The sequence below is a fragment of the Chryseobacterium carnipullorum genome, from assembly GCF_003815695.1.
GTDB classification, from domain to species: domain Bacteria; phylum Bacteroidota; class Bacteroidia; order Flavobacteriales; family Weeksellaceae; genus Chryseobacterium; species Chryseobacterium carnipullorum.
In genome coordinates, this window is sequence record NZ_CP033920.1 from 4,060,352 (window position 1) to 4,074,382 (window position 14,031).

The following is a 14,031-nucleotide window of genomic DNA, read 5'->3' on the forward strand; positions in this document are numbered from 1 at the left end:
TTCACAATTTGAACCTTCGCCTCCATTGTCTCTTCATCTATTATCTCTCCGTCTATTATCTCTCCGTCTATTATCTATTATCTCATCTTAAACAGCTCCTCCAAACGGTTATGCGCCATATTAAGTCCCTGTGCAAAAGGTAATTTCAGCATTTGATCTCTGAAATGAACAGATTTGTAAACGGTGTGGATGGTGGTTTTACTGGTGGTATCGGTCAGTTTGTCAAATTCCAAAAACTCGATCTGAACAGGAAAAGGCGTATTTTCCATTTGAAAAGTTCGTGTAATTTTCTGTTCGGGAACAAATTCATGAATCGTTCCGTTGGCCCGGAAAACGACGTCACCGTGAGGATTGGATGTTTCAAACTGGTAGCTACCATGCGGTTGGTTTTCCAGTTTCAGGACTTTGGTGTTCATCCATTGCTCTACCAATTCAGGTTCTGTATAGGCTTTGAAAAGCAATGCAACCGGAAGATCAAATTCCCTGGTAATGAATATTTCCTGCTTGCCGTCTTCAGCGTGGATTCTTGTTTTAAGTTCCATATTTTGAGGGTGTTTGGGGTTGGAAGTATGAGAATCTGAGTGTATTATAGTTGCGGGGTGTAAGTTCTATTGGGACTGTAATCGTGTGGCATCTGATATATGTTATCTGAAATCTAATTGCCCTTTTGATAGGCTTTCATAACACTTTCCAGCTTATTGAACCGGTCGTCCCACATTTGGCGGAAGGGTTCTATAAAATCAGCAATTTCTTTCATTTTATTGGGATTGAGGTGATAGATAATTTCACGGCCGTTCTGCTCAGATCGTAGCAGTTCACATTCTGTAAGGATCTGAAGGTGTTTAGAGACGGTAGGTCTTGCAGTATCGAAATTGGAAGCTATGGCTCCGGCCGTCATCGATTGTGCGGCCACCAGCATCAGGATCGATCTTCTGGTAGGGTCTGCGATCGCCTGGAATACATCTCTTCTTAAATTCATTGTGTAGTTATTTGACTACAAATCTAAATGAAGTTATTTGACTACGCAAATTTTTTGTGAGAATAATAAAAGCCTTGTATAAAATTTATTATGTTTTATAAAAAAATAGTATTATAATTAATCCAAAAAATATGGCAATGTCTTGCTTATAATATCTTTTGACATTTTAGCTAGTGGTCTTTTATGAAAATCTTTTTCGTTGAAATAATTTCCAAAATAGAATCTATAAAATTCTGCTTTATTTGTTTTGAGCAAAGGGAAAAATCCGGTCAAAGAATCGGCATAGCCCATACTTAAACTATCACACTTTACAATTAGCTCTCCAACAGTATCTTTGTGAGCATTATAAATTTCATTCAACTTAAAAAGATTAATGTTTCCTTTATATTCTTTTGGTTTAGAATATCTCTGGAAAAAAGTTTTATGAAATTTTGGATGGGAATCATCTAATTCTGTTTTTAAAAACAAATGATAATTATCAGGATGACTTTTATCCGGATTAATATCTTGAATTTGAATATGGAACCTTATATCATTTTCAAAACCTTCTAAATAGGGATGCAAGTGTGTATTGAGTGTCATTTCTTTTTTTCCTTTAAGGTTTGAATTACAATAATAACAACTTGGAACTAAATTATAAAAACTTAATGCTAATAAAGGATGATCAGTTTGTGAAAAAAAATGATCAAAAGTAGGACGAATTATTTCTTTTTTATTTTTATCAATTACAGTATGTATATATATACGATTACAATAAGGACATGTATTATAACCTAGCTCACTTGAAATATCATAAGCAAAATTATCGAATAATGAATAATCTATAATTTTATTTATAATGGGTAAAATGAGTTTATAGCCGGCATCGTCAACATTAATATAATTTTTAAAACCATTTTCAGTATCTATAGCATTTTCTGGGGAACACAAGATTAATGCTTTCAGGTTATCTTCATTAGTTAAATAATTTGTGACTCTTTCAAGTGCTACTCTATAGGTAGCTATCCATGCATGACAATTTGCAAGTACCAACTTATTATAATTATCTTGATCTTGTAATTTATTATCAGGTAATAAAAGCAAATTTGAAACTGACTTTTTCGAGTGACCATTTAAGGGATACTTTTTTAACTCTTCATGGAAACCTCCATTAAAAATAACCTCTAGATTTTTCTTTAAATATTCTGTTCTCTCGTTACATTTAATTTTTATATTTTTAAAATATTTTTCAGCAATATTATCAAGATTAGAGTGTACAATTTTAATCATTTTTTTTACCATTTCTGATTTGACGTAATACTTCTATCTCAATACTTCTTCTATCAATAATTTTATCAATAAGTTGAACATCTGATTTCTCAGCAATGAGTTCTAAAATTTTTGCTTTTAAAAATTGTTCCCCAATAATCTCAATTCTATTTTTATATTTATTTTCAAACTCTTCTAAGCTAATTTTATCTTGTTCAAGAATTTCGTGAATTAGATCACGAATTTTTATTCTCGCAAATTCACCTATTAATCCATCTTGAAGAAAAAATGCATCTGTAAATAATTCATGAATATTAGCACCAAAAGTTTCTTTAATAGATTTAAGACTAGAATGTATTGTTGTTCTATCTTTTTCCTTCTTTAATAAAACTACGCAATTTGAGGGAAGATCAGAAAGGATAAAAGGAGAATGTGCAGTGAGTATAATTTGTACTCTATGATTTTTAAACCTAGTCTCAATAAAATCAACGAAATGATAGATAAATTGTTTCTGCCATTGTGGATGTAGTGCTAACTCCGCTTCATCAATTAAAATGATTAACGGTTTTTTAGAATCTAAACTAATACTATTTAATCTTGAGAAAATTAATAATAATGCATATTCACCAGAACTTAGAGACGAATCCGTCCCTGGCGAATGACTAAAAAAGAAATCTACATAACTAGAAATACCTTTTGTTTCATAATAATCTTCTATTAGATTTTCTAAGTTTCCTTTATTTGCTTTTGTTATTTCTACCGAAATTAAATTATTTTCTTTAAATACATTAATATTTCTTCCATGAACAAATTTATCTAATGCTTCTAAAAATCTTTGTATACTATATATTTTTTGATTTAAAATTCCATGTTTATCTGTTTCTAAAATAAAGTGAAAAATATCACGTATTTCCGGTACAATAGAATTTTTTTCATTTGTGGTATTTTTGGACTTATTATTATTCAAATAGTCTAATACCCTTTTAGGTACATTCTCATGTGCATTCCTAAACATATCTGCTCCAACTATAAATTTAATTTCATTTAAGATATATGCAATTGAAGCTATAAATGCGTTAATCAGAAATTTGTTTCTTTCACTTTTTCTTATATCAAAGTATTTTTCTGAAGCTTGTTGAAGTTTTTTTATTGTATCTTGATATTCCTCGTTCTCATTAAGCACTAATGATATATTCAAGTATGATGGTGGATTCACTGGAAATGGTATTCCTTTTGCTTCTTTCTGTCCTATCCATCTTAAAAGTCTGGCTATTCTTATCATTTCCTCTGCCGCAAATGCAGAAAAACGTTGTTCATATGTTAGTATTTTTCTGTGTGCATCTTGTCCTGTTCTGTTTTGATAGTCATTATAAAGTAAGTATTGTGTTGATAAATTTTTAGTTTCTCCTAATTGCCCATTAAGATAATTGTGTGTGTAGTAAGACGTTGGATCAAAGACATTAGATAAGAAAATAGTAACTGCTGAAGATCTAATATTTTCGGTATCCAATACTCTTTTTAGAGTATAAGTATTGGCTTCGGAAATGATATTAATTTCATGGGCACTAAAATAGAATATTTGATTCGCTTTTCTGAAAACAACAATACTATTATCATCTTGGTGATTATGGATTCCTCCTGATAGATATTCTACCATATAGCTTAGTGCTGTTGTTTTTCCAGCTCCGTTTTCACCAATAATTGCAGTAAGATTACTAATATTTTTCCCGAAAAAAGATGGTATATAATGTTCAGAATTTAAGATTATTAAATTGTTTTCCTTTTCATTAAATTGAAACTTAAACTCATTACTTAAGTTGATTCCGATATTATGTATAGCTTTATATTGTTTAATATAAAAATATAAAATTTCCATAGTTATTAGTCTAATATTTTTTTACAAATATATTTTATTAATCTGCACTTAATTAGTGGTCAAGTGTCAATTATTATCCAAGCAGAAGATAATATGCTTTTGGATAGTTTATCTATTTCCTTTCAATCAACTTCTCCAACTTCTCAATCATTTCCCTCTGCTGCTCAAGCATACGCTCATAAAGCTCAACCATTTTATCAAGAGGGTTAAAAGTAAAAGTAGGATAGTAGTTATAACCGTTTGACTGGTCATTGAAAGTATTAGAAATAATATTCACTGCCTGCTCCTCATCAAAATTTTCAATAGCTTCCGCAGGAACTTTCAAAATCTTCGCTACCTGGGCCAGAATATCAGATTCTACCATTTCTTTTTGCTCTAAAAGAGAAACTTTTTTTTGGTTCCAGTCATCGCCCAGTTCGAAAGCTAAAGCTTCCTGTTTGATGCCCAGCATTTCACGGAAACGCTTAATGTTTCTACCTTGATGTATTTTCTTATTTTGCATATCTGTGTCAATCATAATAACAAATATAAAGTTTTAAGACATAAAAATAAAGCTCCTTTTTAAAATAAATGAAATTCTAAAATATCTTTCATTCCGTATAAAATATCCTTCCTGAAATTGGAATATACCGCCTGATATTATTTGGTTTGCAGAAAACAACAAATAATGAAAAAGAAGATCAATTTACAGAACAAATATAAACTGTTCCGCAACCGCAACCTTACGGTTTCCCATAAGTGCTTTAAAAGATCTTACAGTGGGCATGTCTTTTTTCCGGAAATAAGGATTGCCGGAAAATGGGTTCAGGAATGCGGTTTTGAAGCGGGTGACAAGGTATTGGTGACGGTATGCAGAAATCAGATTATTTTAAAGAAAATGGAGGTGGATTAGGTGATTATTTGGCTTGAAACTTGGAAGCTTGTTTTTTTATCTCCCGCAGATTTCACAGATTGTTCAGATGTTTGGGTTTGATTTTAATGGGCTTGAGAGTAATTTAAAGTAATCTGTGTGATCTGTGGGAGATTCTTTTCTGATGAAGCAGACGTTGAGCTGGCCACCTGCGGTGGCCGAGCCTTGTCTATTTACAAAGAAATCGGGATAGATAATGCTTTATCAATATCACGAGTAAGTGATTTATATTTTGTCTAAATAAAAAGCGCGGAGATTTTATATAGTCTCCACGCTTCGTTTCAATGGATAAAATTATTCTTTTTTCCAGACTGAAATCAGCGTCTGTAAAACAACTGAAGCAATGATCAAAGAAATTCCTATATAAAATGGCAGACCCACTTCTTTGCTTTCGCCGAAAAATAAAAATGCCATCACAATGGCATAAACAGGCTCCAGATTAAAAGTTAAATTCACGGTGAATGCCGGAATTTTCTTTAAAACCTCTGCAAAAGCCACATATAACACTACCGTACAAAAAAGAGCTAAAATGCCCAAATAAGCGGTGTTTTTCAAGTCAGGTACTATGCTATCTGCCGGGGAAATGAGGAGATATACGGGCAAAAACGCTCCAAGAGCCAAAGTTCCGGCTATCATTTGGTAAAAGTTGATAACTTTGGTATCAAAGTGCCTGACCAACCGATTGTTGTAAATAGTATACAATGCTCCAAAAGCGGAAGAAATAACGCCCAAAATAATTCCAAGCTGATAAGAAATATCAAAATGAAAGATCAGGCTGATTCCCAACAGGGTAAAGGTACTGAGAATCAGTTCAGAGATTTTGAATTTCTCTTTATCGATCAAAGGTTTGAATACAGCGGTAAAGAAACTGGTCAGACAGTAGCAGACCACACCAATTGAAATATTAGCGTATTTGATGCTGGCATAGAAGAAAAGCCAGTGCATGGTGATAAGCAGCCCAGCTTTCATTATACGTACTTTTTCCTGTAAAGAAATTTTATACGGGATTCTCAGCAGTTTTAAAATAACGAATAAAATGACCGCGGAAAATAATAGTCTGTACCAGACCAGTAATCCTTCATTGAGTGAGATGAGTTTTCCGAACACGCCTGTAAATCCGGCCAGGATAACGGCCAGATGCAATAATACATATGATTTTTTCATTGAGAATGAACTGTAAAGATTTGAATTAATATTTTTTGTCAGAATTTGAAGCACCAATGGTCCGGCCAATAAAAGCTTAACGGCATGAGGATACTTCAAATGAATTTGAAAATATTAGAATCCTGGAGGAGGCAAACAGCTCGCGTGGTTCATATCTATAGTATTGAAATCAAATATAAGTAAAACCTTTGAAATGAAGGACGGGCTGCATTAAAAATATGTAATTTAGTGCAGGCAAAGGATTTTTATAGTCCAGATCATATTATATGGAATTAAGAAAAGACATTGAACCGGATTTTGATACTGCAGAAAAACGGTATCCGGAAGTTCTGCAACTTATTTTAGCCTATACGGACTATTGCGATGAAAAGGGAGATGAAGATCAATCAGCCTATCAAAAGCTTGAGGACAAACTGCATGAGATGACAGGGAAGGAGATGTCCCGATTTAACCTCTGGGAATGGTGGGAGGCCGACGGAGCGGAGAATTTAGCCTTTAATATTGCCTTGCCGGATCCTGTCATCGTAGACAATATAACCAAAAATGAATTATTTGAGATCGTAACACGGCTGAAAACGTTTGAATTACCGGAAGAAAGAAGCTTCAAAGCTCAGTTTTACAGTCATTTATGCTTTGGAAATGGATATTATCATCAGTTTTTAAAGCTGAATTTTAAAAATTATAATCTCAAATTATTTCAGAGAAATAAAGATAAAGATGGAAATTATTTTGAGTACAGCAAGGAAGAAACAACAGAAAGACTGTGGAACAATGGGAGTTATTAATCTGGTTTTAAACAATTTAAACTATTCAATTTAACATAATGTATGCGAAGGTATTAAAAAAACTGAACATTTTAGGGGGAAATACAGATGGGGTAAGCTCAGATAAAAGCTTTGCCGAAAACTGGCAGAGCATACAGTTCAGACATCATTTATATGATAAGGAATGGGATGTTTATGGAATAGATCAGTTCTACGAGAATAACAAGGAACTGTACGGCAGCAGCAAAGATACTTTTTACAATAATCTTCTGGAGCATTATTTTTCAAACCATGAACATTTCTACGGACAGGATTTTTATAAGGACTGGCTTTTTACACCGTTTAAAAAGGATTCAGAAGATTTTGGCGAGCTTGAAGGATGTGTAGAGGAATCTGAAATCAGGGAAACTGTACAGGGCGCAGAAATGGAATTCATTTGTATATTTTATTCTTATGGATATCCGGATCATTATTTTGTATGCCTTACAGATGCTGACCCAAATAATCCAACAGTCTACAGTACGGATCATGAAAACTATTTTGGCGAAATAGAGAACGAAGGAAAGCTGGAAAAATTTCTGGACAGGTATATGACTAAAGAAGAGTTCTCAGAAGTCGTTAAAGAATATCTGGAAAGAAAATTTGGGAAATAACGGATTCTGGAGCAGTATTATGCTCTATCCCAATAGTTTTATAAAAGTCCTATAATTTATATTATGTTAAATTGAATATTGTTCGAGTTGTGCTGATGTTGTAGCGCGGCCTGGAAATTTCCTTTGGAATACACTATATCTATTAAGCATCAAAAGTTCTTTCTTTTGAAATTATATTCCGGCAAAGGCACCAATAGTTTACTAACGCTTGATCTGTCATTTGAAGATGTTGATCTGTGTCATTAAAATATAAAGGTTGGATAATCTATATCCAACCTTCTGTTCTTTATTGTTTTATGAATTTTAAAGTAACAATTTCTTTTTCGAGAGATATTTTCAGAAAGTAATTTCCTGAAGGTAAATCCCTGACCTCCAATTGCTTGCTGTCTTTTACTGTTCTTATGGTTTGTCCGTTGATGTTGATAATCTGAATTTCCAGGACTCTTTCATTTGTATTCAAATGAATGACGTTTTGGGCCGGATTAGGATAAATGGTTAAATTTTTATTAGAAACAGCCTCAGAAAGTCTTAATGTATAGGTATTGGTAAATTTATAAAGTCTGTATTGATCTATAAAATAAACCCCACCATCAGGCGCAAGGTGTTGGCTGTAAAGATATTCATGCGCATTTGATATTTCTCTTGCATAGCTTCCTGTATTATTAAAGGCATTGTTTCTTTCACCGTTTTGTAATAATCCAACCATCACAAAATCATAATTTCCGTTTTGTACAACCGTCCATTGCGAAGAGCTGCAAAGAAGATAATTTCCATCAGGTAAAATCAGTACATTTCCTCCCCACAACTTATTATGGTTAGGAATATTGGTATTGGGTACATATTTTCCGCTATTTTTATAAGTCGTATCGTAGCTTCCATCTGGATTAAGTCTGGATATATAGGTTGATTTCGGTCCGAAACTCAATGCCGCTGAAATCAATTGTATCTTACCGTCCGGAAGTACATCTATTTTGGAAAGAAAGTCTCCGGAATTTTCCATATCCAGTATTTTGACGCCATTGGTTCCGAATGAATTGACGAAATTTCCATTTTCATCAACCTTATAAATAAACATATCTCTGTTATACGTATCATTGGAATCGTATCCGTAAGAACCACCGATAAGCATCGATCCGTCATTTAAAAAAACAAGATCATTGAGTTTGGAATAATACGTAGGATTGATTTCAAGAATTCCACTTTGTGCAAAAGTAGTGTCTAAGATACCATTAGGTAAAAATCTCATCACAACTCCCCTCGTATACTGATAAGCTTCACTTACAGCATCCTTGTCTGCAAAAATCACGATTCTTCCGGCACTATCTGTAAATATTTTTTCCCCGTTATCGTAGTTTGTTCCAAGATTCATTACAACTTTGCCATTGTTGCCAAATGTAGTGTCCAATGTTCCATCTTCATTTAGCCTTACCATAAACAGGTTGTAATTGTAATTGAACATTCCTGCTGCAGTATCTGTTTTTCCAACAGCTAAAATTTTATGGTCAGGAAGCTCTTTGAGTGCATGAAAAATATCCCCTTGGGAGAATCCTCCATCGATAGAAGCAACGCCGCTGGTTCCGAAATTGAGATCTACAGAACCATTGGGCAGATATCTTTTGACCATTCCGTTGTAATAAGGAGTAGATTGAAGTTGTTCTCCCGCAATAAGTATTTTTCCATTGTAAGAGACTTCTATGTCTTCGAAACGATCTGTAGACTCACTAGGCGTAACGCCATTTTGAGCAAAATTAAGATCCAGACCTACACCCTGTGCGGAAAATAGAGAACTTATTAAGAGTGAAGCTGATACGAGATAGTTTTTAATCATGGTTTAATTTTTGCCAAAAATAAACATTTTGAATATTCTTTATGAAATTTGACCAGATTTTAATGAATATGAATAAATGACTGTTAAAACTGATGATCTTCTGAAGATTACACGACCTACCCTAGCTGATGTTGCTAACAATAAAAGTCATATCTGTTATAACAGATAAGCTCCAAAGTCATTAGACTTTGGAGCTTATTTGATGTCAATAGCCATTGGACAGGCTTATCTGTGAATTTTACAACAATCTATTTCTTCACGATTTTAGTCAAGTTGTTATTGCCTTTTAACAGGTAGTTCCCTGATGGATATCCGGTAAGGTCGATCTGGTTTTTTCCTTTGCTTAAAGTGATGTTTTTAATGGCTTTACCTGTGCTGTCATATAAATAAGCATCTCCGTTTTCAGAAGACTCTACAGTGATCACTCCTGTTGTTGGATTAGGATAAGCCGGAATTTTTAATTTTGCAGAAGTTTCTACTGTTGATAAACTTCCATTGCAAGTAGCATTATATGTATCTCCAATAATGTTAAAACCCTTGTTAACCAATTGGGCTCTTGCCATAATGGCTTGTGGCGTAGAATAAGTTAGCCCTGTTGCATCTATGGTTCCGGATGTTATTCCTGAGCTGGCCCATGTAGGATTATTAATGAGAGCAATTAGAAATTTATTATAATTGATACATGATAAACCGGTATTTTTTAATCCGAAATATATTGAATTATCAAGAAAGTTTTGAAGCTTAATGTTCCAGGTAGAAATATCCTGATTAAAATTTAAAGCACCATTAAACATATTAAACCCAATAGAAACATTAACTTTACTAACATCCCAGTTTCCAATAGGTTGATTAAAAGCTTTAGCATTCGTAAACATTTGCTCAAAATCTTTTACATTACCTGTATTCCAGTTATTAAGTGGTTGATTGAAGGAGGTAGCATTAGAGAATACATAGCGAAAATTAGTAGCATTAGAGGTATTCCATGAATTTAACGGCTGGTTGAAAGCTACTGCAAACGTAAACATCGAAGAGAAATTGGTTCCGGACACCGTATTCCAGCTGGAAATATTTTGATTAAAAGAAGATGCCAGCGAAAACATATCACTAAAATTGGTTACTCCCGCCGTATTCCAGGTTCCAATATTTTGATTAAATAATGTGGCTCTGCTAAACATTCCACTCATATTAGTAATACTGCTTGTATTCCAAGTGGAAAATGAATTATTGCCAATCAAAGAGGGACAATAAGCGAACATTTCAGATAAATTACTGATTTGCGTCAGATTTGGGGCATCTGTAGCAGTTACGTCAAGGTTTGGACATCTCGCAAATCCCCTGCTGAATTGCTCAAGCCAGACGATTCCTCCCCACTGACTGACTTCGGTGAGTTCCGGATTTTCAGTAATAACGTTGATATTAGCCTTAAATCCATAAAACAATCCACTGCCATTGGATACCTTCACTTTGTAGGTTGCCTGAACTGGATTTGTATTTAAAGAGGTACCAAAAGAAATGATAGCAGGACTGCTGCTGCTTGATGTGACAGAATTAAGAACTCCATTATGTTGAGGATATCCTACTTCTTCCCAGTTAATGGTGTAGCTGGTTCCGGAACCCCCAAAAGATATAGCATTATCGATGGTACCATTTACATTAGGCTTCCATAATGTGATGAATTCAGTCTGTGCATAACAACAGAAAGATAGAAAAAGAAAAATAATTACTAGTTTTTTTTTATACATAATTTAAAAAATTTCACAAAAATAAGCGTTATTTTAAGAAAAATAAAGAAAAAGGGTGAATTTAAAATGAATTATTTTATTTGATTGACTGTTTTTTATCATTACAATAACTTCCCGGCATTCTTTATCTTATCTCTACTACAAAGATATAGACGCACAGCGACAGAACATGTCGTAATAAAATTGATTAAGAAATTAATTTAAAAAAATTGAGAGTCAAAAAATGCTTTGGCAGTAGGTATTGAACTTATCTTTAAAGGGGATCGTGGACTGTACTTTAGAATTAAAGAGGTTCGTTTTCTGAAATATTCCTGGAATTCCCAACATAGAAATATCCCATCAGCAATACACATAAAGTCCCTAAAATAAATCCACCTACAACGTCCGTAAACCAGTGGGCTCCAAGATAAATCCTTGAGAAGGCCCCTAAAAATATCATAGAAAGACAAATCGTGATAAGAAATATTTTAAGCGTATATTTTATCTTTTTCAAACGCAGAATAATTAATATCAGGGCTCCAAAAAACACTGTATAAAATAGTACATGACCGCTGGGGAAACTCTGATATTTGGTTTCTTCCAGAAGAATCACAAGGTCTTTAGATGGTCTTGGCCTGTTGATCAGCATTTTCATCCCCAATCCTATCACTCCCGATAAAAGGGTGGATAAAATCAATAGTGATTCTTTTTTATAGCTCATCAACAGAAAGCAAAGTGAACTTATGATGACCATTACAACGGACACCGGAGTTCTTCCCAACCAGCTGATCCAGATCATCAATGTGTTGAGACCTGGCGTATGTTTTTCCTGAATTTCTCTGGAAATATGAATATCCAGATATTTGGTTGGGGTAAAGAATACCAGACAGCTAAGCAGGATAAAGGCAATAAAAAGAGTGATCAGTACCGAACGGAATAAAACTGATTTGTTGGTTTGCAGAAAAGTGATCAATTTCATATGTCAAAAAAATTAGTCCTACAAGATAGCATTCTAATTTTGAATTTATTTGGAATAATCAATATTTAGAAGGTGAATATACCTTTTTTGTTTTAAATTTTAGGGTCAGTTCCAGGAAGGACTCGGCTCAGACTTCTGTTGTTATTAAATGCAAAAATGTAGAAATCTCAATTAAAGCTTTTCACCTGTACTGATGCAGCAATGCTTATAATTCATAAAAAAAACCGCTCTTTTCGGAGCGGTATACTTTTTTAATTGCTGGGGTGTCTTAGCAGGTAGATCCACATGAAAGAACCTGGATGTGTACAACACCGTTAACAACGCACTGTACCTGGCATAATGTAGTTCCTACAAGAGTCCCTACACCGCTTACAGCACCTCCTACTGTATTCGTTACACCACCTACAACACCACCTACGATAGTGCCTACTCCACCTACTACTCCACCAACTACTCCACCAAGGCCACCGATAACCCCTCCGATGTTATCGAATATTCCGTTACCTGAAATAGTTTTCAATTCGTTTCTGTTTAATTTTTTAAAATTTTTCATGATATAAAATTTGTATGATTATTACATCACTAAGGTAAGAATAATTACAATACCACAGTATTTTTTTTGAAAAAAATAATTAAAAATGTTTATAACTTAATATTTCATTAATATAAACGGTATTTAATGAATATATCATTATTTGACTTATCTTTCTTATTTTTGTGAAAATGAATAATTTACCCTCATTTTTGTTAAATTGGATTGAAGATCCTATCGATTGCCGGCTAAAATTTGCATTTCAGAATTCAGTTTCTGGTATCAAAATAATTCATTCAAAAAGCAAAGCTGTCGCACGGAAAAATAGATTTCGAAAGTCTGTTTAGCGGTAGTATTTTTTCTTTAGCCATAAACTTATCCGGACAAGCACGATTAAAACAGGGACTTCTACCAAAGGCCCTATGACCCCTACAAATGCCTGTGGGGAATGAATCCCGAATAAGGCAATGGCTACAGCAATGGCCAGTTCAAAATTATTTCCGGTTGCTGTGAAAGATATGGACGCATTTTTATCATAAGGCACCTTCAGTGATCTGTTGATAAAGAAGCTTACAAAAAACATCAGGATAAAATATACTGTGAGCGGTAAAGCTACTTTTAAAACATCTAAAGGCAGTTCCAGAATTTTCTCTCCCTTGAGACTGAACATTAAGACAATGGTAAATAATAAAGCATATAAAGTCAATGGAGAGATCATGGGAATAAACTTTCTATTGTACCACTCCACTCCTTTTGTTCTGGTAAGAATATAACGGCTGAAAAAACCTGCCACAAAGGGAATTCCTAAATACATCAGAACGCTTTCCGTTACCTCCTTCATGGATACGCTCACATTGAAAGTAGCCAGACCTAGTTTTCCGGGTAAAACATTGATAAAAAGCCAAACCATAAAGCTATAACTGAAGATCTGGAACAGACTGTTTAAAGCAACCAGCAATGCTCCATATTCACGATTCCCTTTAGCCAGGTCATTCCATACAAGGACCATGGCAATACATCTTGCCAGACCAATAAGGACTAAGCCGATCATATAATCAGGTTCATTCCTCAGAAAGACCATCGCCAGTACGAACATTAAAACCGGACCTATTACCCAATTCAGCAGTAAAGAAATGCCTATGACTTTTTTATCTCCCAATGCTTTGGGTAAAAGGGAATAGTCTACCTTGGCCAAAGGGGGATACATCATAATGATTAATCCAATGGCTAAAGGAATATTGGTTGTTCCCACCGATAAAGAATGGATCATATCCGAAATAGCGGGAAAGAAATAGCCGAGCCCAATTCCTGAAAACATCGCCAGGAATATCCAGAGCGTAAGAAATCGGTCAAGAAATTTTAATTTGGGTTGCATAC

General features: G+C 34.0%; 14 protein-coding genes. 3 read left to right on the top strand and 11 right to left on the bottom strand.

Annotation, left to right across the window (positions count from 1 at the left end):
- Positions 1-77: 77 nt before the first annotated feature.
- The 5 genes from EG346_RS18530 to EG346_RS18555 all read right to left on the bottom strand — a co-directional run bounded on the left by EG346_RS18530 (position 78) and on the right by EG346_RS18555 (position 4,620).
- On the bottom strand, positions 78-542 hold the full coding sequence (locus EG346_RS18530; protein WP_123880669.1) for an SRPBCC domain-containing protein: 465 nt from the start codon (positions 540-542) through the stop codon (positions 78-80).
- 113 nt (positions 543-655) lie between these two features.
- Entirely contained in the window at positions 656-979 is a 324-nt protein-coding gene (locus tag EG346_RS18540; RefSeq protein WP_073334510.1) for an ArsR/SmtB family transcription factor, read from the bottom strand.
- A 117-nt stretch (positions 980-1,096) separates the two neighbouring features.
- Entirely contained in the window at positions 1,097-2,248 is a 1,152-nt protein-coding gene (locus EG346_RS18545) for a hypothetical protein (RefSeq protein WP_123880671.1), read from the bottom strand.
- Complete coding sequence (locus EG346_RS18550) at positions 2,241-4,103, bottom strand: AAA family ATPase (protein ID WP_123880673.1); 1,863 nt, start codon at positions 4,101-4,103, stop codon at positions 2,241-2,243. The genes EG346_RS18545 and EG346_RS18550 overlap by 8 nt, the downstream gene beginning before the upstream one ends.
- A 112-nt stretch (positions 4,104-4,215) precedes the next feature.
- Positions 4,216-4,620 carry a helix-turn-helix domain-containing protein gene (locus EG346_RS18555; protein WP_123880675.1) on the bottom strand — a complete coding sequence of 135 codons (405 nt, stop codon included), beginning with the start codon at positions 4,618-4,620 and terminating at the stop codon, positions 4,216-4,218.
- A 150-nt stretch (positions 4,621-4,770) separates the two neighbouring features.
- Here EG346_RS18555 and EG346_RS18560 point away from each other — a divergent pair, with 150 nt between their 5' ends.
- The gene (locus EG346_RS18560) at positions 4,771-4,995 is read left to right on the top strand and encodes a SymE family type I addiction module toxin (protein WP_123880677.1); all 225 of its coding nucleotides are present in this window, start codon (positions 4,771-4,773) and stop codon (positions 4,993-4,995) included.
- A gap of 312 nt (positions 4,996-5,307) precedes the next feature.
- Here the strand turns inward: EG346_RS18560 and EG346_RS18565 are convergent, their stop codons facing one another.
- Positions 5,308-6,177, bottom strand: a complete 870-nt coding sequence (locus tag EG346_RS18565) for a DMT family transporter (RefSeq protein ID WP_123880679.1) — start codon at positions 6,175-6,177, stop codon at positions 5,308-5,310.
- Positions 6,178-6,443: 266 nt separating this feature from the next.
- Here EG346_RS18565 and EG346_RS18570 point away from each other — a divergent pair, with 266 nt between their 5' ends.
- Both EG346_RS18570 and EG346_RS18575 read left to right on the top strand, forming a co-directional pair.
- The gene (locus tag EG346_RS18570; RefSeq protein WP_123880681.1) at positions 6,444-6,962 is read left to right on the top strand and encodes a hypothetical protein; all 519 of its coding nucleotides are present in this window, start codon (positions 6,444-6,446) and stop codon (positions 6,960-6,962) included.
- Between the two features lie 38 nt (positions 6,963-7,000).
- Entirely contained in the window at positions 7,001-7,594 is a 594-nt protein-coding gene (locus EG346_RS18575) for a hypothetical protein (RefSeq protein ID WP_123880683.1), read from the top strand.
- A gap of 286 nt (positions 7,595-7,880) precedes the next feature.
- On the opposite strand, the gene EG346_RS18580 is transcribed toward EG346_RS18575, so the two are convergent.
- From EG346_RS18580 to arsB, 5 genes are all read right to left on the bottom strand, one after another.
- Entirely contained in the window at positions 7,881-9,422 is a 1,542-nt protein-coding gene (locus EG346_RS18580; protein WP_123880685.1) for a delta-60 repeat-containing protein, read from the bottom strand.
- Positions 9,423-9,670: 248 nt separating this feature from the next.
- Positions 9,671-11,164, bottom strand: a complete 1,494-nt coding sequence (locus EG346_RS18585) for a BspA family leucine-rich repeat surface protein (RefSeq protein WP_123880687.1) — start codon at positions 11,162-11,164, stop codon at positions 9,671-9,673.
- Between the two features lie 283 nt (positions 11,165-11,447).
- A complete protein-coding gene (locus EG346_RS18590) occupies positions 11,448-12,122 on the bottom strand; it encodes a phosphatase PAP2 family protein (RefSeq protein ID WP_073334516.1) in 675 nt (224 codons plus the stop codon).
- A 268-nt stretch (positions 12,123-12,390) separates the two neighbouring features.
- On the bottom strand, positions 12,391-12,675 hold the full coding sequence (locus EG346_RS24905) for a bacteriocin-like protein (RefSeq protein ID WP_073334517.1): 285 nt from the start codon (positions 12,673-12,675) through the stop codon (positions 12,391-12,393).
- Between the two features lie 322 nt (positions 12,676-12,997).
- Positions 12,998-14,029 carry an ACR3 family arsenite efflux transporter gene (gene arsB / locus EG346_RS18600; RefSeq protein WP_123880689.1) on the bottom strand — a complete coding sequence of 344 codons (1,032 nt, stop codon included), beginning with the start codon at positions 14,027-14,029 and terminating at the stop codon, positions 12,998-13,000.
- Positions 14,030-14,031 lie beyond the last annotated feature (2 nt).

Coding starts and splice junctions, on each gene's coding strand:
- EG346_RS18590 (WP_073334516.1), bottom strand. CDS start 12,122: ATGAAATTGATCACTTTTCTGCAAACCAACAAATCAGTTTTATTCCGT.
- EG346_RS18585 (WP_123880687.1), bottom strand. CDS start 11,164: ATGTATAAAAAAAAACTAGTAATTATTTTTCTTTTTCTATCTTTCTGT.
- arsB (WP_123880689.1), bottom strand. CDS start 14,029: ATGCAACCCAAATTAAAATTTCTTGACCGATTTCTTACGCTCTGGATA.
- EG346_RS18555 (WP_123880675.1), bottom strand. CDS start 4,620: ATGATTGACACAGATATGCAAAATAAGAAAATACATCAAGGTAGAAAC.
- EG346_RS18570 (WP_123880681.1), top strand. CDS start 6,444: ATGGAATTAAGAAAAGACATTGAACCGGATTTTGATACTGCAGAAAAA.
- EG346_RS18580 (WP_123880685.1), bottom strand. CDS start 9,422: ATGATTAAAAACTATCTCGTATCAGCTTCACTCTTAATAAGTTCTCTA.
- EG346_RS24905 (WP_073334517.1), bottom strand. CDS start 12,675: ATGAAAAATTTTAAAAAATTAAACAGAAACGAATTGAAAACTATTTCA.
- EG346_RS18550 (WP_123880673.1), bottom strand. CDS start 4,103: ATGGAAATTTTATATTTTTATATTAAACAATATAAAGCTATACATAAT.
- EG346_RS18530 (WP_123880669.1), bottom strand. CDS start 542: ATGGAACTTAAAACAAGAATCCACGCTGAAGACGGCAAGCAGGAAATA.
- EG346_RS18545 (WP_123880671.1), bottom strand. CDS start 2,248: ATGATTAAAATTGTACACTCTAATCTTGATAATATTGCTGAAAAATAT.
- EG346_RS18540 (WP_073334510.1), bottom strand. CDS start 979: ATGAATTTAAGAAGAGATGTATTCCAGGCGATCGCAGACCCTACCAGA.
- EG346_RS18560 (WP_123880677.1), top strand. CDS start 4,771: ATGAAAAAGAAGATCAATTTACAGAACAAATATAAACTGTTCCGCAAC.
- EG346_RS18565 (WP_123880679.1), bottom strand. CDS start 6,177: ATGAAAAAATCATATGTATTATTGCATCTGGCCGTTATCCTGGCCGGA.
- EG346_RS18575 (WP_123880683.1), top strand. CDS start 7,001: ATGTATGCGAAGGTATTAAAAAAACTGAACATTTTAGGGGGAAATACA.